The 18,357-nt window shown below is 72.2% G+C and carries 17 protein-coding genes; 2 read left to right on the forward strand and 15 right to left on the reverse strand.

Translation table 11 applies throughout. The annotated features are described in order from the left end of the window. Positions 1 to 158: 158 nt before the first annotated feature. Positions 159 to 1,460, reverse strand: a complete 1,302-nt coding sequence (tyrS, locus tag MTP13_RS15680; RefSeq protein WP_243568604.1) for a tyrosine--tRNA ligase — start codon at positions 1,458 to 1,460, stop codon at positions 159 to 161. Between the two features lie 121 nt (positions 1,461 to 1,581). Between tyrS and MTP13_RS15685 the strand changes: the two genes are divergently transcribed. Both MTP13_RS15685 and MTP13_RS15690 read left to right on the forward strand, forming a co-directional pair. Further along, positions 1,582 to 2,205, forward strand: a complete 624-nt coding sequence (locus MTP13_RS15685) for a DNA-binding protein (RefSeq protein WP_243568605.1) — start codon at positions 1,582 to 1,584, stop codon at positions 2,203 to 2,205. After that, positions 2,202 to 2,795, forward strand: coding sequence for a hypothetical protein (locus MTP13_RS15690; RefSeq protein WP_243568606.1), 594 nt, complete (start codon positions 2,202 to 2,204; stop codon positions 2,793 to 2,795). Before MTP13_RS15685 ends, MTP13_RS15690 begins: the two co-directional genes overlap by 4 nt. Positions 2,796 to 2,813: 18 nt before the next feature. Here the strand turns inward: MTP13_RS15690 and MTP13_RS15695 are convergent, their stop codons facing one another. From MTP13_RS15695 to MTP13_RS15760, 14 genes are all read right to left on the reverse strand, one after another. Further along, positions 2,814 to 3,413 carry a DNA-3-methyladenine glycosylase gene (locus MTP13_RS15695; RefSeq protein WP_243568607.1) on the reverse strand — a complete coding sequence of 200 codons (600 nt, stop codon included), beginning with the start codon at positions 3,411 to 3,413 and terminating at the stop codon, positions 2,814 to 2,816. A 14-nt stretch (positions 3,414 to 3,427) separates the two neighbouring features. Then, complete coding sequence (gene argH / locus MTP13_RS15700; RefSeq protein WP_243568608.1) at positions 3,428 to 4,876, reverse strand: argininosuccinate lyase; 1,449 nt, start codon at positions 4,874 to 4,876, stop codon at positions 3,428 to 3,430. Next, on the reverse strand, positions 4,873 to 5,808 hold the full coding sequence (argF, locus tag MTP13_RS15705) for an ornithine carbamoyltransferase (protein WP_243570866.1): 936 nt from the start codon (positions 5,806 to 5,808) through the stop codon (positions 4,873 to 4,875). The genes argH and argF overlap by 4 nt, the downstream gene beginning before the upstream one ends. Before the next feature lie 23 nt (positions 5,809 to 5,831). Next, a complete protein-coding gene (locus MTP13_RS15710; RefSeq protein ID WP_243568609.1) occupies positions 5,832 to 7,016 on the reverse strand; it encodes an acetylornithine transaminase in 1,185 nt (394 codons plus the stop codon). Next, a complete protein-coding gene (argB, locus tag MTP13_RS15715) occupies positions 7,013 to 7,936 on the reverse strand; it encodes an acetylglutamate kinase (protein ID WP_243568610.1) in 924 nt (307 codons plus the stop codon). Before argB ends, MTP13_RS15710 begins: the two co-directional genes overlap by 4 nt. A 2-nt stretch (positions 7,937 to 7,938) precedes the next feature. Next, a complete protein-coding gene (gene argJ / locus MTP13_RS15720) occupies positions 7,939 to 9,096 on the reverse strand; it encodes a bifunctional glutamate N-acetyltransferase/amino-acid acetyltransferase ArgJ (RefSeq protein WP_243568611.1) in 1,158 nt (385 codons plus the stop codon). Then, entirely contained in the window at positions 9,093 to 10,136 is a 1,044-nt protein-coding gene (gene argC / locus MTP13_RS15725) for an N-acetyl-gamma-glutamyl-phosphate reductase (RefSeq protein WP_243568612.1), read from the reverse strand. The genes argJ and argC overlap by 4 nt, the downstream gene beginning before the upstream one ends. 280 nt (positions 10,137 to 10,416) lie before the next feature. Next, entirely contained in the window at positions 10,417 to 12,942 is a 2,526-nt protein-coding gene (gene pheT / locus MTP13_RS15730; protein WP_243568613.1) for a phenylalanine--tRNA ligase subunit beta, read from the reverse strand. Between the two features lie 2 nt (positions 12,943 to 12,944). Beyond that, a complete protein-coding gene (pheS, locus tag MTP13_RS15735; RefSeq protein ID WP_243568614.1) occupies positions 12,945 to 13,985 on the reverse strand; it encodes a phenylalanine--tRNA ligase subunit alpha in 1,041 nt (346 codons plus the stop codon). 46 nt (positions 13,986 to 14,031) lie between these two features. Beyond that, positions 14,032 to 14,934 carry an amino acid ABC transporter permease gene (locus tag MTP13_RS15740; RefSeq protein WP_230766639.1) on the reverse strand — a complete coding sequence of 301 codons (903 nt, stop codon included), beginning with the start codon at positions 14,932 to 14,934 and terminating at the stop codon, positions 14,032 to 14,034. Next, positions 14,931 to 15,587, reverse strand: coding sequence for an amino acid ABC transporter permease (locus MTP13_RS15745; protein WP_189086010.1), 657 nt, complete (start codon positions 15,585 to 15,587; stop codon positions 14,931 to 14,933). The genes MTP13_RS15740 and MTP13_RS15745 overlap by 4 nt, the downstream gene beginning before the upstream one ends. Positions 15,588 to 15,656: 69 nt before the next feature. Then, complete coding sequence (locus tag MTP13_RS15750; protein ID WP_243568615.1) at positions 15,657 to 16,556, reverse strand: glutamate ABC transporter substrate-binding protein; 900 nt, start codon at positions 16,554 to 16,556, stop codon at positions 15,657 to 15,659. Between the two features lie 56 nt (positions 16,557 to 16,612). Further along, positions 16,613 to 17,401 (reverse strand): amino acid ABC transporter ATP-binding protein, encoded by a 789-nt coding sequence (locus MTP13_RS15755; RefSeq protein ID WP_424221784.1) that lies wholly within the window; start codon positions 17,399 to 17,401, stop codon positions 16,613 to 16,615. A gap of 68 nt (positions 17,402 to 17,469) precedes the next feature. Continuing rightward, positions 17,470 to 18,270, reverse strand: a complete 801-nt coding sequence (locus MTP13_RS15760) for a TrmH family RNA methyltransferase (RefSeq protein ID WP_243568616.1) — start codon at positions 18,268 to 18,270, stop codon at positions 17,470 to 17,472. Positions 18,271 to 18,357 lie beyond the last annotated feature (87 nt).

Raw genomic sequence — 18,357 nt, forward strand, 5'->3', positions numbered from 1 at the left:
TTCGAAGCGGTCGACCCGGAGCGGGAAAGGCCCGGATCAGGGGCGATTCCGAGCCGCGCCGTCGTGGAACGCGAGGCAGTCTCGCGGTCAGCTCCCCCGGACGTGCAACGGCCCCGCATCCGAGACGGATGCGGGGCCGATTCGCGCATTCGGGTCGATCAGAGGACGAAGACGCCCGCGAGGGTCTTCTTGCCGCGCCGCAGCACGGCCATGCCACCCGGCGCCACCCGGCCTTCGAGCGTCGCCTTCTCGTCCTCGACGCGGACGTTGTCGAGCGAGACCCCGCCCTGGGCGATCGCGCGACGCGCTTCGCTCGCGCTCGAGACCAGTCCGGTGTCGACGAGCAGCTGGGCGATCGGCGTCTCGGGCGACGTCGTCGTGTTGGGCAGCTCGCGCAGCGCGGACTCGAGCGTCGCGGCATCCAGCTCCGAGAGCTCGCCCTGCCCGAACAGCGCCTGCGAGGCGGCGATGACCGCGGCGGTGGCCTCCGCTCCGTGCACCATCGTCGTCACCTCGTGCGCCAGCACCCGCTGCGCCTCGCGACGGAACGGTTCGCGCTCCACGAGCTCCGCGAGCTCCTCGATCCGGGCGCGGCCCAGGAACGTGAACACCTTGAGGCGCTGCACGACGTCGGCGTCATCGGTGTTGAGCCAGAACTGGTAGAAGCGGTACGGGCTGCACATGGCCGGGTCGAGCCAGATGGCGTTGCCCTCGCTCTTGCCGAACTTGGTGCCGTCGGCGTTCGTGATGAGCGGGGTGCCGATCGCGTGCACCGAAGCGCTCTCGACGCGGTGGATGAGGTCCGTCCCGCTCGTGAGGTTGCCCCACTGGTCGCTGCCACCCGTCTGCAGCACGCAGTCGTACTGGCGGAAGAGCTCGAGGTAGTCGTAGCCCTGCAGGATCTGGTAGCTGAACTCGGTGTAGCTGATGCCCGCATCGGAGTTCAGCCGGGACGCGACCGCGTCCTTCTTCAGCATGGTGCCGACGCGGTAGTGCTTGCCGATGTCGCGCAGGAAGTCGATGGCGCTGAGCCCGGCCGTCCAGTCGAGGTTGTTGACGAGGCGGACGGCGCTCGGCCCCTCCGCCGAGAGGAAGCGGCTGACCTGCGCCTGCAGGAACCCCACCCACTCGGAGACCGTCTCCTTGGTGTTGAGCACCCGCTCGGCTGTGGGGCGAGGATCGCCGATGAGCCCGGTCGAGCCCCCCACCAGGCCGAGCGGCCGGTGGCCGGCCAGCTGCAGCCGGCGCATCGTGAGCAGCTGCACGAGGTTGCCGAGGTGCAGGCTCGGCGCCGTCGGGTCGAACCCGCAGTAATACGTGATCGGCTCGCCGGAAAGGAGCTCTTTCAGCGCAGCCTGGTCGGTCGACACGTGCACGAGGCCGCGCCAGACGAGCTCGTCCCAGACGTCCTCGAAGGAGGCGTCGTTCTGCTGGGTTGCGAGGATCTCGGGATCTGACACCACGTCAGGCTACCAGCGGAGAGATTCAGGATGGATCGCTAACTCGTGTTCGATTAATGCTCTATCCTTATGGAGGATGGCGCGGTCGCTCCGGCCGCTCGTCCCCACCTCGAGGAGCGCCATGATCGTCGTCACCGCCGACCAGGTCGCGAGCCGCACGCGGCCCGATCTCACCGCCGGCGAACGCGACCGCCTGCAGGCCGCGTACGGCGACCACCTGCTGCTGCCCGTAGCGCGGAACGCCGGTGACGAGCTGCAGCTGCTGAGCGACGATCCGGGCGTCGTCGTCGACATCGTGCTCGAGCTGCTGCGGAGCGGCGACTGGAGCGTCGGCCTCGGCGTCGGCGAGGTGCGCGAACCGCTGCCCGACGACATCCGAGAGGCGAGCGGGGCGGCGTTCTTCGCCGCGAGGGACGCCGTCGAGCGTGCCAAGAAGAGCTCGCCGCGCTTCGCCATCGGTGCCTCCTCGCCCGACGCCGCGCACGTCGAGGCGCTCTTCCGGCTCGCCCTCGTGCTCCGCGACCGACGCTCCCCCGAGGGCTGGGAAGTGTACGACCGGCTGCGCGACGGCGCCCGGCAGACCGACATCGCCGACGAGCTCGGTGTGAGCGCCCCCGCGATCAGCGCAAGGATGAAGTCGGCGAACATCCGCACCGAGCTCGATGCCCTCCCCGCGCTCGCTCGCCTGCTCGAACTCCTGGACACCGCGTCCGGCTCCGACGCCTCGATGGAAGGACGACCGTGACCACCTGGTACCTCGCCGAGCTGCTCGGCTGGATCCTGCTCGCGCTCGCGCTGGGAGCTGCGACCGTCTTCGCGGTGCTCGCGTACTGGAAGCCGCGACGCCTGCACCTGTGGCTCGCCGCCGGTGCGCTCGCGCTCGCGCTCGTCGCGGCGGCGAGCCTGCCCTCCCCCGCCCCGCTCGGCATCGGCGTGCTGACGTCCGCGGCGGCGATCGCCGTCGCGGTGTTCGGCGGCGGCCCCGCGGCCGCGGTCGCGCTCGATCTCGCGATGGGCGGCTCGGTGCGGCAAGGCCTGCACGGCGGCATCCTCGTGGACGCCAAGCACGGGGAGGATGCCGCGGGCGCACGTCCCGCGCAGCGCGAGGTGCTGCGCGGCGGGCGCACCATCGGCGTGCTCGAGCGGCTCGCGACGGCCGGCGCGATCGTCGCGGGCTTCCCCGAGGCGCTCGCGATCGTCGTCGCGGTGAAGGGCGTCGGCCGATTCACCGAGCTCGAGGCCCCGGAGGCGCGGGAGCGCTTCATCATCGGCACCCTCGCGAGCCTCATCTGGGCCGCCGCCGCCGGGCTCGTCGCCCACCTCGTGCTGCGCTGACGCCCGGCGCGAACGCGCTCAGGCGTGCGCGCCGGCGTGCCTGCGGTACGGGGAGACGCCCGGATCCCCCGGGATCCAGAACCTCCACGGATACGCCGTGCCGCCGCCCGCCCCGTTCACGCCGGTGCGCGGTCCCGTCGCGAACGGGACGGGCGCGCCCGGCATGCGAAGCTCGAACGGCGGCGCCAGCAGATCCGCCCCCGTCGCGGTGAGCGGCACGCCGAGCGCGATGGAGAGCCGCGCGGGTCCGCGGGCGAGCTCGCGATCCGGCGCTCCGCCCCGACGCACCCGTGCGAGCTCGATCCCCTCGACCACGGTGGCGCCGCGCAGCAGCACGGCCGAGGCCTCGCCCGCGGACCGGCACACGATGTTCAGGCAGGTGTGCATGCCGTAGCTGAAGTAGGCGTACAGGTGTGCGGCCTCGCCGAACATCACCGCGGTGCGCGGCGTGAGGCCCCGGTTCGAGTGCGAGCCGGGATCCTCGCCGACGCCGCGGTACGCCTCCACCTCGGAGAGGCGGATCGCGACCCGCCCGTCGGCCGTCTCATGGCTCAGCACGGCGCCGAGCAGCAGCGGCGCGAGCTCGACGGGGTCGCGCTCGAAGAACGAGCGCGGCATCGTCGTGAGCTCGCTCAGTGCACGGCCTCCGGGAGCTGCCCGACCAGCTGACGCACGCGATCGGCGAGCGCCGAGAGCTGCTCGGCGACGCGCGCGGGCGCGGTGCCGCCGATGCCGTCGCGGCTCGCGACCGAGCCCTCGACCGAGAGCACCTCGCGCACCTCGGGGACCAGGTGCGGCGAGACCGCGGCGAGCTGGGCGTCGTCGAGGTCCTCGAGGCCGAGCCCGCGCTCCTCCGCGGCACGGACGAGCGCGCCCGTGATCTCGTGCGCGTCGCGGAACGGCACGTGGCGCTTCACCAGCCACTCGGCGACATCCGTCGCCAGTGAGAAGCCGGCGGGCGCGAGCTCGGCCATCCGCTCGGTGTGGAAGGTGAGCGTCGCGACCATGCCGGTGAAGGCCGGCAGGAGCACCTCGAGCGTCTCGACCGAGTCGAAGACGGGCTCCTTGTCCTCCTGCAGGTCGCGGTTGTACGCGAGCGGCAGCGCCTTCAGCGTCGCGAGCAGCCCGGTGAGGTTGCCGATGAGGCGGCCGGACTTGCCGCGGGCGAGCTCCGCGATGTCGGGGTTCTTCTTCTGCGGCATGATCGACGAGCCCGTCGAGTAGCCGTCGTCGAGAGTCACGAAGCCGAACTCGCGGGTGTTCCAGAGGATGATCTCCTCGGAGACGCGCGAGAGGTCGATGCCGATGAGGGCGGCGACGAAGGCGAACTCCGCGACCACGTCGCGGCTCGCCGTGCCGTCGATCGAGTTCGGCGCGGGGCTCGCGAGGCCGAGGTCGCTCGCCACGGCGGCGGCGTCCAGCCCGAGGGTCGATCCGGCCAGCGCTCCCCCGCCGTACGGCGAGACGTCGGCGCGCTTCGTCCAGTCGACGAGTCGCTCGAGGTCGCGCGACAGCGCCCAACCGTGCGCAAGCAAGTGGTGCGCGAGCAGCACCGGCTGCGCGTGCTGCAGGTGCGTGCGCCCCGGCATGATCGCCGAGGGGTGCGCGTCGGCCTGCGCGACGAGCGCGTCGATCAGGTGCACCAGTTCGCGGCCGATGACGGCGGCGTGATCCTTCAGGTACAGCCGCACGAGCGTCGCGATCTGGTCGTTCCTGCTGCGACCCGCGCGGAGCTTGCCGCCGAGCTCGGGTCCGATGACCTCGATGAGCGCCGCCTCGAGCGCGCCGTGCACGTCCTCGTCGGACTCGGCGGCGACGAGCTCGCCCGTCTCGATGCGCGCTTCGAGGGCGTCGAGACCGGCGAGCATGCCATCGAGCTCGGCCGCCTGCAGGTACCCGGCAGCGGCGAGCGCGCGGGCATGCGCTCGGGATCCGGCGAGGTCGTAGCGGGCGAGCTGCCAGTCGAAGTGCGTCGACTTCGAGAGCCGGGCGAGCTCGGGCGCGGGGCCGCTCGCGAAGCGGGCGCCCCAGAGCGAGCCCTCGTTCGTGCCGTGGGCCTCGGCGTTCGTGCCGTCGGTCATCGTGCCTCCTCCTGCTTCGCGAGCAGCCAGGCCAGCAGCGCCTTCTGCGCGTGCAGCCGGTTCTCGGCCTCGTCCCAGACGACGGACTGCGGCCCGTCGATGACCTCGGCGTCGACCTCGACCCCGCGGTACGCGGGCAGGCAGTGCAGGAACACCGCCTCGGCGTCGGCCTCGGCCATGAGCCGCGCCGTCACCCGATAGTCGCCGAAGGTCGCGAGCCGCTCCGCCTTCTCGCTCTCCTGGCCCATGGAGACCCACGTGTCGGTCACGATCACGTCGGCGCCGCGAGCCGCGGCCGAGGCATCCGTCGTCACGGTCACCGAGCCGCCGGTCTGCGCGGCGATGCGCTCGGCATCGGCGACGAGGTCGGCGCGCGGGGCGTAGTCCGCCGGGGCGGCGATGCGCACGTGCATGCCGGCGGTCACGCCGCCGAGCAGGTAGGAGTGCGCCATGTTGTTCGCCCCGTCGCCGAAGTAGGCGAGGGTGAGGCCGGCGAGCTCGCCCTTGCGCTCGCGCACGGTCTGCAAGTCCGCGAGGATCTGGCAGGGGTGGAAGTCGTCGGAGAGGGCGTTGACGACGGGAACCGTGGTGCCCGCCGCCATCTCCTCGAGGCCCGACTGGGCGTAGGTGCGCCACACGACCGCGGAGACCATCCGCTCGAGGACGCGGGCGGTGTCGGCGACCGACTCCTTGCCGCCCAGCTGGCTCTCGGAGGAGCTGATCACGAGCGGAACGCCGCCGAGGTCGGCGATGCCGACCGAGAAGGAGACGCGGGTGCGGGTGGAGGTCTTGTCGAAGAGCACGGCGACCGTCTGCGGGCCGGCGAGCGGGCGCTCGGCGTAGCGGTCGGCCTTGAGCCGGGCGGCCAGCTCGAGCACCTCGGCCTGCTCGGCCGGGCTCAGGTCGTCGTCGCGGAGGAAGTGGCGGGTCATCGGCATCCGTTCGTTGCGTGCGGTCATCCGGCGACGGCGGCGAGCGCGCGGCCGAACCGCGCCTCGAACTCGTCGAGCTCCGCGTCGCCGATCGTGAGCGGCGGCGCGATCCGGATGGTGTGGTCGTTGGCGGCGTTCACGATGAGCCCCTCGCGCATCGCCTCGGCGACGACGGCCTGGGCCGCCGGCTCGGCGAGACCGACGCCGACGAGGAGCCCGCGCCCGCGGACGCCGGAGACGAGGGGCGAGCCGAGGGCGAGCACGCGCTCGCGCAACTCGATCCCGCGCCGCGCGGCGTTCTCGACGAGCCCGGCGCGCTCGATCTCGCCGAGCACCGCGTTCGCGACCGCGGTCGCGAGCGGGTTGCCGCCGAAGGTCGAGCCGTGCATGCCCTTCTGGTACAGCTCGGAGGCGTGACCGAAGGTGACGAGGCCGCCGATCGGGAACCCGCCGCCGATGCCCTTCGCGACCGTGATCGCGTCGGGTGTGATGCCCGCGTGCTGGAAGCCGAACCAGGCGCCGGTGCGGCCCGCACCGGTCTGGATCTCGTCGACGATGAGCAGGGCGCCGTGCCGGCTGGTGAGCTCGCGGGCGGCCTCGAGGTAGCCCTCCGGGAGCTCGACCACGCCGGCCTCGCCCTGGATCGGCTCGAGGATCAGTGCGGAGACCGCGTCGTCGACGGCGGCCTCGAGCGCCTCGATCGTCGCTGGGATGTGCTCGACGCCGCCGGGCAGCGGCTCGAAGGCCTGCCGCATCTGCGGCTTGCCCGTGAGGGCGAGCGAGCCCATGGTGCGCCCGTGGAAGGCGTCGACGAGCGCGAGCACCCGCGTCCGGCCACCGCCCCCGTTGTTGAGTCGGGCGAGCTTGAACGCGGCCTCGTTCGCCTCGGCGCCCGAGTTGCCGAACCAGGCCCGGCCCTCGTCTCCCGCGCCGGCGAGTCGCACGATCCGTTCGGCGAGCTCGAGCGCAGGCTCAGTCGTGAAGTAGTTCGAGACGTGCGCGAGCTTCGCCGCCTGCTCGGAGACGGCCTGCACGAACACCGGGTGCGCGTGGCCGAGGGCGTTCACCGCGATGCCGGCGAGGAAGTCGAGGTAGCGGGTGCCCTGGTCGTCCCAGACCCACGCCCCCTCGCCCCGCTCGAGCTTCGCGAGCGGAAGCCCGATCGAGCGCATGATGCGCGCTTCGAAGCGCGGCTGCCAGGCGGTCATGCCGCGGTCTCCTTCGTCGTCGCCGGCACGACCTCCGTGCCGGAGCCCTGGGTGGTGAACACCTCGAGCAGGATCGAGTGCGGCTCCCGGCCGTCGATGATCGCGGCCTTCGCGACGCCGCCGTGCACCGCCTCGAGGCACGCGGTCATCTTCGGGATCATGCCGGACTCGAGCGAGGGCAGCAGCGCCGCCAGCTCGTCGGCGTCGATCATCGAGACGAGCGAGTCGCGGTTCGGCCAATCGCGGTAGAGGCCCGCGACGTCGGTCAGGATGACGAGCTTCGCCGCGCCGAGCGCGACCGCCAGCGAGGCGGCCGCCGAGTCGGCGTTCACATTGAGCGACTGCCCGGGGTGGTCGCCGTCGGGCGCGATCGAGGAGACCACCGGGATCTGCCCCGCCGCGAGCTGTGCGAGCACGGGCGCCGGGTCGACCGCGACCACGTCGCCGACGAGGCCGAGGTCCACCTCTTCGCCGTCCACGACGGCGCCGCGGCGGCGGCCAGTGAAGAGGCCGGCGTCCTCGCCCGAGAGGCCGGAAGCGAGCGGGCCGTGCTCGTTGATGAGGCTCACGAGCTCCCGGTTCACCTGCCCGGAGAGCACCATGCGCACGACGTCCATCGTCTCGGGGGTCGTCACCCGGTACCCGCCGCGGAACTCGCTCTCGATGCCCAGCCGGCCGAGCATCGAGGAGATCTGCGGGCCGCCGCCGTGCACGACGACGGGCTTCACGCCCGCGTAGCGGAGGTAGACCATGTCCTCGGCGAAGGCGCGCTGGAGCTCGGGGCTCACCATCGCGTTGCCGCCGAACTTCACGACGATCGTCTCGCCGTGGAAGCGCTTCAGCCACGGCAGGGAGTCGATCAGGGTCTGCGCCTTCGACGCGGCATCCGCGTCTGCGCCGGTATCGCGCTGCTCGGTCATGCTCAACTCGCGTACGCGCTGTTCTCGTGCACGTAGTCGTGCGTGAGGTCGTTGGTGAGGATCGTCGCCGTCGCCGGGCCGTTGTGCAGCTCGATGAGCACGTGCGTCGCGCGCGGCGTGAGGTCGACCTCGTCGCGCGGGCGATCGGGGCGGCCGGCGTGGCAGACGCGCACGCCGTTCATCGACACGTCGACGAGGTAGGGGTCGAACGGGGCGGTCGTGGTGCCGATCGCGGCGAGCACGCGGCCCCAGTTCGGGTCGTTGCCGAAGATCGCCGCCTTGAAGAGGTTGTTGCGGGCGACCGAGCGGCCGACCTCGACCGCGTCGTCCTCGGTGACCGCGCCGCGCACCTCGATGGTGATGTCGTGGCTCGCGCCCTCGGCGTCGGCCTGCAGCTGGGCGGCGAGGTCGAGGCAGGCCCGGGCGAGCGCGTCGGCGAACTCCGCCTCGTCGGGGACGACGCCGGAGGCCCCGCTCGACAACAGCGTGACCTGGTCGTTCGTCGACATGCAGCCGTCGGAGTCGAGCCGATCGAAGCTCACCCGGGTCGCGCTGCGCAGCGCCCGGTCGAGCGCCGCGGCGTCGAGCACCGCATCGGTCGTGAGCACGACGAGCATCGTCGCGAGCCCCGGCGCCAGCATGCCGGCGCCCTTCGCCATGCCGCCGACGCGCCACCCGGCGCCGTCGACGATCACGGTCTTCGGCTTCGTGTCGGTCGTCATGATGGCGCGCGCGGCGTCGTCGCCGGACCCCTCGTCGGCCCCGAGCCGGGCCACCGCGGACAGCACGCCCTCCTCGAGGATCTCGCCGTCGAGCTGCTCGCCGATGAGGCCGGTCGAGCAGACGAGGACGTCGCCGGCGGCCACGCCGAGCGCTGCCGCCGCGGCCTCGGCGGTGCGGTGCACGACCTGGAAGCCCTCGGGCCCGGTGAAGCAGTTGGCTCCGCCGGAGTTCAGGACGACGGCGGAGACGAGGCCGTCCTTCGCCGCCTCCTTCGACCAGAGGATGGGGTTCGCCTGCGCCCGGTTCGCGGTGAAGACGACCGCCGCCTGCTGGGCGGGGCCGCGGTTCACGACGACGGCGAGGTCGAGTGCGCCGGAGCGCTTGATGCCGGCGGCGATCCCCGCCGCCTCGAATCCTGCGGGGGCGGTGACGGTCACGGGGCGACTCCGTTCACGGGGAGGCCGGTCGACTCGGCGAGACCGAGCGCGAGGTTGGCGGACTGGATGGCGGCACCCGCGGTGCCCTTCACGAGGTTGTCGACGGCGGTGACGACGACGACCCGGCCCGCGGCCTCGTCGACGGCGACGCCCATGAGCGCCGTGTTCGCACCGAGCACGTCGGCGGTGCGCGGGAACTGGCCCTCGGGGAGCAGCTGGACGAAGCGCTCCCCCGCGTACGCGTCCTCCCAGGCGGCCCGGACGGTCGCTGCACTCGTGCCCGGCACGATGCGCGCGGTCGAGGTCGCGAGGATGCCGCGGGACATCGGCACGATGACCGGGGTGAACGAGATCGTGGGCTCGGCCGCACCCGCCCAGCGGAGCGCCTGCTGGATCTCGGGGATGTGGCGGTGCGTTCCGCCGACCGCGTACGGGTTCGCGGAGCCGAGGATCTCGGAGGCGAGCAGATGCGTCTTCGCGCTCTTGCCGGCGCCCGACGGACCGACGGCGAGGACGCTCACGAGGTCGGTCGGTTCGACGACCCCGGCCCGGATGCCGGGCGCGAGCGACAGCGCCACGGTGGACGCGTTGCAGCCGGGAGCCGCGATGCGCCGGGTCTTCGCGAGCCGGTCGCGCTGGGTGCCGGAGAGCCGCGGCAGCTCGGGGACGCCGTAGGTCCACGCACCGTGGAAGTCGCCGCCGTAGAACGCGGCCCAGTCGGCGGCGCTCTCGAGGCGGTGATCGGCGCCGCAGTCGACGACGAGGGCGTCGTCGGCGAGTTCCGCCGCGATCGCGCCCGAGGCGCCGTGCGGCAGGGCGAGGAAGACGAGGTCGTGACCGGAGAGGGTCGCGGCGCTCGTCTCCTGCAGCGTGAGATGCGTGTAGCTGCGCAGATGCGGCTGCACCTGCACGAGCGACTGGCCGGCGTTCTGATGCGCGGTGACGGTGCGCACCTCGAACTCGGGATGGTCGGCGAGGAGCCTGAGGATCTCTCCCCCGGCATAGCCGGACGCGCCGGAGACGGCGACGGAGTAGGTCATGAGTCCACCTTAAAGGTCTGAGCGGTCGTGGGTCGGCTCCGGCGACACCGGTGCACGGCGGCATCGCCGTGCACGGGGTCGCCTAGCGTCGGCGAGCGCCCCGGCGTCGGTCGCGCAGCGCGGCGGCGCGCAGAGGCTGCGCCGCGGCGAGGGACCGAAGGGAGGACATGCTGCGACCCTACCGACTCCGTGGGAGGGATGCCAAACCGGAGGTCGCCGGATGACGTGCGGCCCCGCCCGGCGAGTGCCGGGCGGGGCCGTACGGACGGTGCTCCGCGGCTCAGTCGCGGATCGCCGCGCCGAAGCGCTCGGCCGCGAGGCGGGCACCGGCGAGCTTCGCCTCGCTCGCCTCCGCCGCGGTGAGCGTGCGGTCGGCCGCCCGGAACCGGAGCGCGAAGGTGAGGCTCTTGCTGCCCTCGGCCACGCCCTGGCCCCGGTAGTCGTCGACGAGGTGCAGCGCTTCGAGGAGCTCACCGGCGCCCTCGCGCACGGCGGCGCCGACCTCGGCGGCCGGCGTCTCGACCGGCACGACGAGGGAGAGGTCCTGCGTCGCCGCGGGGTGGGTGCCGAGCGGGCTGGCCTCCATCGTGCGGTCGGTCGCCTCGATGAGGGCGTCGAGGTCGAGCTCCGCGACGGCGACGACGCGCGGGAGGTCGGCCGCCTCGGCGATCGCGGGGTGCAGCTCGCCCGCGAAGCCGATGCTGGCGCCACCGAGCCGGAGCTCCGCGGTGCGACCCGGGTGCATCGCCTGGTGGCGCCCCTGCACGATCTCGATCTCGCCCCCGGTCGCGAGCGCGATGCGTCGCACCGCATCGAGGACGTCCACGAGCCCGGCGGGGACGGCCGGCTGGCCGGGCTGCTTCGCGACGACGTCGCCCGTGAGCAGCACCGCGACGTGGCGCGGCTGCGGGGGGATGCCGTCGATGAGCGCCGCCAGCTCGGCGTCGCTCGGGCGCGCGCCGGCGGCCGGCAGCTCCGCGGTGCCGTACTCGCGGCCGGACTCGGGGAGGAAGACCAGGCCGAGCTCGAACAGCTCGAGGTCGACGAGCCCGCGCGACAGATTGCGGCGCGCGATCTCGACCAGCCCCGGCAGCAGCGAGCGGCGCAGGAACGGGCGGCTGGCGTCGAGCGCGTTCGCGACGCGGACCGAGGCGACGGGCTCCCCGTCGACGCTGCCGAACAGGGCGTTGTCGTGCTCGGCGACGAACGGGAACGCGAGCACCTCGGTGCCGCCGCCCGCGGCGAGCACGTCGGCGGTGCGCTTGCGCAGCCGCTGGGCCCGGGTGAGCCCGCGCCCAGGAGGCGCGACCGGCAGCACGGAGGGGATGCGGTGGTACCCGACCAGCCGGGCCACCTCCTCGGCGAGCTCGGCCTTGCCGGTGAGGTCGGGGCGCCAGCTCGGCGGAGTGACGGAGAGCCCGCCCTCGGCGTCCTCGACCCGGGCCCCGATCTCGGCCAGGGCGTCGCGGATCTCGGCGTCGGTGTACTCGACGCCGATGAGGCCGGAGACGTAGCCGTCTGGCAGCGCGATCCGCTCGCGTGCAGGCGTCTCGTCGATCAGTCCGCCGACCGGGTCGGCGGTGCCGCCGGCGAGGTCGACCATGAGCTGGGCGACCCGGCTCGCGGCGGCCGCGGCGATCTCGGGATCGACGCCGCGCTCGAAGCGGCGCGAAGCCTCGCTCGGCAGCTTGTGCCGGCGGGCGGCGCGCGCGATCGACACCGTGTCGAAGTTCGCGGCCTCGATGAGGACGTTCTTGGTCGCGTCGCTCATCTCGGTGCGGGCGCCGCCCATCACCCCGGCGATGCCGATCGGGCCGGCCTCGTCGGTGATCAGCAGGTCTTCGGGGTGCAGCGCGCGCTGCTTGCCGTCGAGCGTCTCGATCGTCTCGCCCTCGCGGGCCCGGCGCACGGTGATGCCGCCGACGAGGGTGTCGAGATCATAGCCGTGCATCGGCTGGCCGAACTCGAGCATCACGTAGTTCGTGATGTCGATGAGCAGCGACAGCGAGCGCACGCCGGCGAGCTTCAGCCGCGCGACCATCCACGGCGGCGTCGGCCGCGCCGGGTCGACCCCTCGCACGATGCGGGTCGCGAAGACGTGGGAGCCCACGCGACCGCGGATCGGCGCATCGTCGGCGATCACGACGGGGAAGGCCTCGCCCGAGGCATCCGCCGGCGCCGACTGGGCGACGGGGTCGCGGAACGCGGCCCCCGTGGCGTGCGCGTACTCGCGCGCGACCCCGCGGATCGAGAAGGCGTAGCCGCGATCCGGCGTCACGTTGATCTCGACCGCGGCGTCGTTCAGGCCGAGCAGCTCGATCGCGTCGCTGCCGACAGGTGCGTCGATGCCGAGCTCCGCGAGCCGGAGGATGCCGTCGTGGTCCTCGCCGAGGCCGAGCTCGCGCGCCGAGGCGATCATGCCGTCGGACACGTGCCCGTACGTCTTGCGCGCGGCGATCGGGAACGGGCCGGGCAGCACCGAGCCGGGCAGGGTCACGACGACCTTGTCGCCGGCGAAGAAGTTGCGCGCGCCGCAGACGATGCCGTGCACGGCATCCCCGCCGTCGGCCGCGGTCTCGCCCTCGGGCGCGACGCGGACCTGGCACCAGCGGATCGTCTTGCCGTTGGACTGCGGCTCCTCGACGAAGTCGAGGACCTCGCCGACGACGATCGGGCCCTGCAGCTCGAAGCCGTGCACCTCTTCTTCTTCGAGACCGACCTTCACGAGGGCGGCGTGGACGTCCTCGGGCGTCGTCCCGGGGACGAGCTCGACGTATTCGGCGAGCCAGCTGAGCGGCACTCGCATCGTCAGACCACCATTCCGAATTGCTGGGAGAAGCGGATATCGCCTTCGACCATCTCGCGCATGTCCGAGACGTCGTTGCGGAGCATGATCCCGCGCTCGATGCCCATGCCGAACGCGAAGCCCGAATACACCTCCGGGTCGATGCCCGCGGAGCGGAGCACGTTCGGGTGGACCATGCCGCAGCCGCCCCACTCGATCCAGCGCGCACCGCCCTTGAACGTCGGGTGCCAGAAGTCGAGCTCCGCGCTCGGCTCCGTGAACGGGAAGTAGCTCGGGCGGAGGCGGATCTTCGCCTCCTCGCCGAAGACGGCCTTGACGAAGTGGTCGAGGGTGCCCTTCAGGTGCGCCATCGTCAGCCCGCGGTCGATCGCGAGCCCCTCGAACTGCATGAACACCGGCAGGTGCGTCGCGTCGAACTCGTCGGTGCGGTAGACCCGGCCGGGCGCGAGCACGTAGATCGGCACCTCGCGCTCGAGCATCGAGCGCACCTGCACGGGGCTCGTGTGCGTGCGGAGCACGAGGTGCTGCTCGGGCGGGTCGATGAAGAAGGTGTCCTGCATCGCGCGCGCGGGGTGGTCGGGGTCGAAGTTCAGCGCGTCGAAGTTGAACCACTCGCTCTCGACCTCGGGGCCCTCCGCGATCTCCCAGCCCATGCCGGTGAAGATCTCGGCCACGCGGTCCTGGAGCAGGGTGAGCGGATGCCTGGCGCCGACGGTCGTCCGCGAGGGCAGCGCCGTCACGTCGACGGCCTCAGCGGCGAGGCGCGCCTCGGCCTCGGCGGCGGTGATCTCCGCCTCGCGGGCCGCGAACGCCTGGTTCACCCGGCCGCGCGCGCTGCCGACGAGCTTGCCGAGGGCGGCCTTCTGCTCGTTGGGGACGCTGCGCAGCAGGGCGTTCAGCTGAGCGAGCGGCGACTTCTCGCCGGTGTGCTCGGCGCGGACCTGCTTAAGCGCGGCGGAGTCGTCGGCGGCGGCGATCGCCGCGAGGGCGGCGTCGACGGCCGCGGCGACCGCGGGCTCGGTGATTTCAGTGGGCTCTGGCACGAAGATCGAGTCTAGTCGGCCGCTGCCACCGGGCGGTGCCGGGCGCTCAGCGGCGCGGCTCGGGGTCGTCGAGCCCGGCCTGCACGGCGACGGCGCGCGTCGCCGTCATGGCGTCGTCCGCCGGGGCGACGCCCTTGCCGAGCTTCGCCGTCCGCCGCAGCCGGCGCTCCACCCGGTTCGCCACGAAGGAGAGGATGAGGCACAGGGCGATGTAGATGGCGCCGACCACGATCGTCGCCGGGACGATCGGCGAACCGTACGTCGACTGCGAGCCGATGTAGCGGGCGTAGAACAGCAGCTCCTGGTACGTGATGATGTAGCCGAGCGCCGTGTCCTTCAGCGTGACGACGAGCTGGGCGATGATGACCGGCATCATCGCTCGGATCGCCTGAGGCAGCAGGACGAGCCGCATCACGGCCGCCTTGCGCAGGCCGATCGCGTAGCCGGCCTCGCTCTGCCCGCGGGGCAGCGACTCGACGCCCGCGCGGATCACCTCGGCGAGCACCGAGCCGTTGTAGGCGATGAGCGCGATGACGACCGCCCAGAACGGCTCCATGCGGATGCCGAGCACCGGGAGCCCGTAGTAGAGCAGGAACATGAACACCAGCACGGGCACCGCCCGCAGCACCTCGACGACCGCGCCGATCGGCCCGCGCAGCCACGGGTGGTCGCTGAGCCGCCCGATCGCGAGGGCGAAGCCGAGGGCGAGCGCACCGACGGCGGCGACGGCGAAGGCGGCGAGCGTGCGCCCCGTGGCGAGCGCGATCTGCAGCCACACGTTGGAGTAGGTGAAGGCGTCCCACTTCTCCGCGGAGAACTGGCCGGTGTCCCAGAGCCGCCAGACGATGAAGCCGAGGATGGCGAGCACCACGAGCACGGTGATGACGCCGAGGATGCGGTTCCTCGCGATGGCGCGGGGGCCGGGGACGTCGTACAGGACGCTGCTCATCGCGCCACCTTCCAACGGTTCTCGAGCGCTCGCTGCGCCCAGGAGAGCAGCAGCACGAGCACGACGAAGACGACCATGACCCAGAGGATCGCCACGAACTGGTTCTCGCCGCGCTCGCTGAGGTAGCTGCGGATCGAGCCGAGGTTCACGACGGAGAAGCCCGCCGCGACGGTGGTGTTCTTCAGCAGGGCGATGAAGACGCTCATCATGGGCGGGATGACCGAGCGGAACGCCTGCGGCAGCACCACGAGCGTCATCACCTGCCCGAAGGTGAGGCCGAGGGCGCGTGCCGCCTCCGCCTGGCCGACCGGCACGGTGTTGATGCCGGAGCGGATGGTCTCGGCCACGTAGGTGGCGGTGTAGATGCCGAGGGCGCAGATCGCGAGCGTCAGTGAGACGTCGCCGGTGAGCCGGAGGCCGAGCAGCGGCGGCAGCGCGAACGCGAAGGCGAAGAAGACGAGGGTGAGCGGGGTGTTGCGGATGGTGTTGACGTAGAAGGTGCCGACCGCCCGGGCCACCGGGATGGGCGACACCCGCATCGCCCCCACCAGGGTGCCGAGGACGAGCGCGAGCAGCCCGCCCGCGACGAACAGCACGAGGGTGCCGAGCAGGGTCGACGACCAGAGGTCGAGATTGTCGGTGATGATGCCCATCGTGCTCCTCCGCGGATCGGGTCGGACGGCGGTGCGGGCGGGGACCGGTCGGCCCCCGCCCGCGCCGGCTCAGTCGACGGCCGGCTGTTCGCCCTTGATTCCGGCGGGTGCGAGGTGCTCGTCGAAGAGCGCCTGCCACACGTCGCCGCCATCGGTGAAGAGCTCGTTGATGTGCGACTGCAGCTCGGAGTCGCCCTTCGCGATGCCGACGCCGTAGCGCTCCTCGCTGAACGGCTCGCCCGCGATCTTCAGCTTGTCGGGCTGCTGCGCCACGTAGCCGGCGAGGATCGCCTCGTCGGTCGTGATGGCGTCCACCGAGCCCTGCACGAGCTGGTCGACGCACTGCGAGTATGTGTCGTACTCGACCGTGTCGCCCGGGTTGTACTCGTCGCGGATGCGCTGCAGCGGCGTCGAGCCCGTCACCGAGCAGACGATCTTGCCGGCCAGGTCGTCCGGGCCGTTGATGTCCTCGTTGTCGGCCGCGACGAGCAGGCCCTGGCCGGTGATCAGGTACGGGCCGGCGAAGTCGATCTGCTCCTTGCGCTTGTCGGTGATCGAGTAGGTGCCGACGTAGTAGTCGATGTCACCGTTCACGATCGCCTGCTCGCGGTTCGCCGACGGGATCGTCTGGTACTCGATCTGGTCCTCGTCGAAGCCGAGCGAGGCCGCGATCCAGCGCGCGATGTCGATGTCGAACCCGCTGCGCTCGCCCGAGGCGGCGTCCTCGTAGCCGAGGCCGGGCTGGTCGTTCTTCACGCCGATGACGACCTTGCCGCGCTTCGTCATCGCGTCGAAGGTCGGGCTGCCCTCGAGCTGCACGTCGCTCGCGACCTCCCAGAGCGGCGCGTCGCTCGCGTCGCCGGCGCCGTCGCTCGGGTCTCCGGGGCTCCCGCTGTTGCAGCCGGTCAGGGCGAGTGCCGCGACCGCGAGGCCGGCGATCGCGCCGGCGAGTCGTGTTCTGCTTCGCATGTGATCCTCCTGGTTTCGTATCGTCGTTCGGGTCGCCGCGGCAGGGCGCGGACGTCTCAGTGGGTGATGAGCTTCGAGAGGAAGTCCTTCGCCCGCGCACTCTTGGGAGCGGTGAAGAACTCCTCGGGCGCGGCCTCCTCGACGATCTGGCCGTCGGCCATGAAGACGACCCGGTCGGCCGCCTTCCGGGCGAAGCCCATCTCGTGGGTGACGACGATCATCGTCATGCCGTCCTGGGCGAGGCCGACCATGACGTCGAGGACCTCGTTGATCATCTCCGGGTCGAGGGCGCTCGTCGGCTCGTCGAAGAGCATCACCTTCGGGTTCATCGCGAGCGCTCGGGCGATGGCGACGCGCTGCTGCTGGCCGCCGGAGAGCTGACCGGGCAGCTTCTCCGCCTGCTGGGCGACGCCGACCCGCTCGAGCAGCACGCGCGCCGCGCGCTCGGCATCCGCCTTCGACTGCCGCTTGACCTTGATCGGCCCGAGCGTCACGTTGTCGAGCACCGTCAGGTGCGCGAAGAGGTTGAAGGACTGGAAGACCATGCCGACGTCGGCGCGGAGCGCCGCGAGCGCCTTGCCCTCCTTCGGCAGCTCGTCGCCGTCGATGCGGATCGAGCCCGAGGTGAAGGTCTCCAGTCTGTTGATCGTGCGGCAGAGCGTCGACTTGCCCGAGCCCGACGGCCCGATGACGACGACGACCTCGCCGCGATCGACGCTGAGGGAGACGTCCTTCAGCGCGTGGAACTGGCCGTAGTGCTTCTCGACGTGGTCGACGACGACCAGCGGCTCTCCCCGGCGCACCGAGAAGTTCGACGTCTCCGGGGCGGGTTCGCTGCGCTGCATATCCCCCAAGTTAGGGACAAGCGCACCGGAATCGCCAGAGCTCGCCCGGCGGGTTTACCGATTCGTGATCAGCTGCGGTGCGCGAAGGCGCTCTCATACAGGCACACGGAGGCGGCCGTGGCGAGGTTCATCGACTCGGCGTTGCCGTAGATCGGGACGACCACCGCACGGTCCGAGAGGGCGAGCTTGTCGTCGTCGAGCCCGCGCGCCTCGTTGCCGAAGATCCACGCTGTCGGCTGCGCGAGCAGCCCCTCGGTGCGCACGGCGAGCAGGTCGTCGCCCTTCACGTCGGCGGCGAGGACGGTGAGGCCCCCGGCGCGCGCACGGGTCACGACGTCCTCGAGCTCGGCGCCCACCGCGACGGGCAGGTGGAAGATCGAGCCCGTGGAGCTGCGAACCACCTTCGGGTTGTAGAGGTCGACCGCGCGGCCGGTGAGGATCACGGCGTCGGCGCCGGCCGCATCGGCGGCGCGGACGATGGTGCCGAGATTGCCCGGGTCGCGCACCTCCTCGAGGATGGCGATGAGCTTCGGCCCGGCGGCGAACACGTCCTTCACGGCCGTCGGGAACTGCCGGCACACGGCGACGAAGCCCTGCGGGGTGACCGTGTCGGCCATCGACTCGAGCACCTGCTCGGTCACGAACTCGACCTCGATGTCGTGCTCGCGCGCACGCTCCGCGACCTCGGGGTGGCGCTCGAGCGCCGTCGGCGTCGCGAACAGCTCCTCCAGGAGCTCCGGACGGAAGGTCAGGGCCTCGCCGACGGACTGCGGGCCCTCGAGCAGGAAGCGTCCGCTCTCCTGGCGGGCGGCCTTCTTCGCGAGCTTCGCCACGGCGCGGACGCGCGGCGAACGGGGGTTCTCGAGCATGGCTTCAGCCTAGCGAGCGCTGGACGCGGATCCGGGCGCCGGGCCCGCGCGGCGGCGGGACCGGCGCGCACGACGAAGGGCCCGGCA

It is taken from the genome of Agromyces soli (genome assembly GCF_022811605.1).
GTDB lineage: Bacteria > Actinomycetota > Actinomycetes > Actinomycetales > Microbacteriaceae > Agromyces > Agromyces soli.

Bases quoted from the DNA above. Each gene is read 5' to 3' on its own strand.
- MTP13_RS15685 (WP_243568605.1), top strand. From the start codon at position 1,582: ATGATCGTCGTCACCGCCGACCAGGTCGCGAGCCGCACGCGGCCCGAT.
- MTP13_RS15695 (WP_243568607.1), bottom strand. From the start codon at position 3,413: ATGCCGCGCTCGTTCTTCGAGCGCGACCCCGTCGAGCTCGCGCCGCTG.
- argH (WP_243568608.1), bottom strand. From the start codon at position 4,876: ATGACCGACGGCACGAACGCCGAGGCCCACGGCACGAACGAGGGCTCG.
- argF (WP_243570866.1), bottom strand. From the start codon at position 5,808: ATGACCCGCCACTTCCTCCGCGACGACGACCTGAGCCCGGCCGAGCAG.
- MTP13_RS15710 (WP_243568609.1), bottom strand. From the start codon at position 7,016: ATGACCGCCTGGCAGCCGCGCTTCGAAGCGCGCATCATGCGCTCGATC.
- argB (WP_243568610.1), bottom strand. From the start codon at position 7,936: ATGACCGAGCAGCGCGATACCGGCGCAGACGCGGATGCCGCGTCGAAG.
- argC (WP_243568612.1), bottom strand. From the start codon at position 10,136: ATGACCTACTCCGTCGCCGTCTCCGGCGCGTCCGGCTATGCCGGGGGA.
- pheT (WP_243568613.1), bottom strand. From the start codon at position 12,942: ATGCGAGTGCCGCTCAGCTGGCTCGCCGAATACGTCGAGCTCGTCCCC.
- MTP13_RS15740 (WP_230766639.1), bottom strand. From the start codon at position 14,934: ATGAGCAGCGTCCTGTACGACGTCCCCGGCCCCCGCGCCATCGCGAGG.
- MTP13_RS15745 (WP_189086010.1), bottom strand. From the start codon at position 15,587: ATGGGCATCATCACCGACAATCTCGACCTCTGGTCGTCGACCCTGCTC.
- MTP13_RS15750 (WP_243568615.1), bottom strand. From the start codon at position 16,556: ATGCGAAGCAGAACACGACTCGCCGGCGCGATCGCCGGCCTCGCGGTC.
- MTP13_RS15755 (WP_424221784.1), bottom strand. From the start codon at position 17,401: ATGCAGCGCAGCGAACCCGCCCCGGAGACGTCGAACTTCTCGGTGCGC.
- MTP13_RS15760 (WP_243568616.1), bottom strand. From the start codon at position 18,270: ATGCTCGAGAACCCCCGTTCGCCGCGCGTCCGCGCCGTGGCGAAGCTC.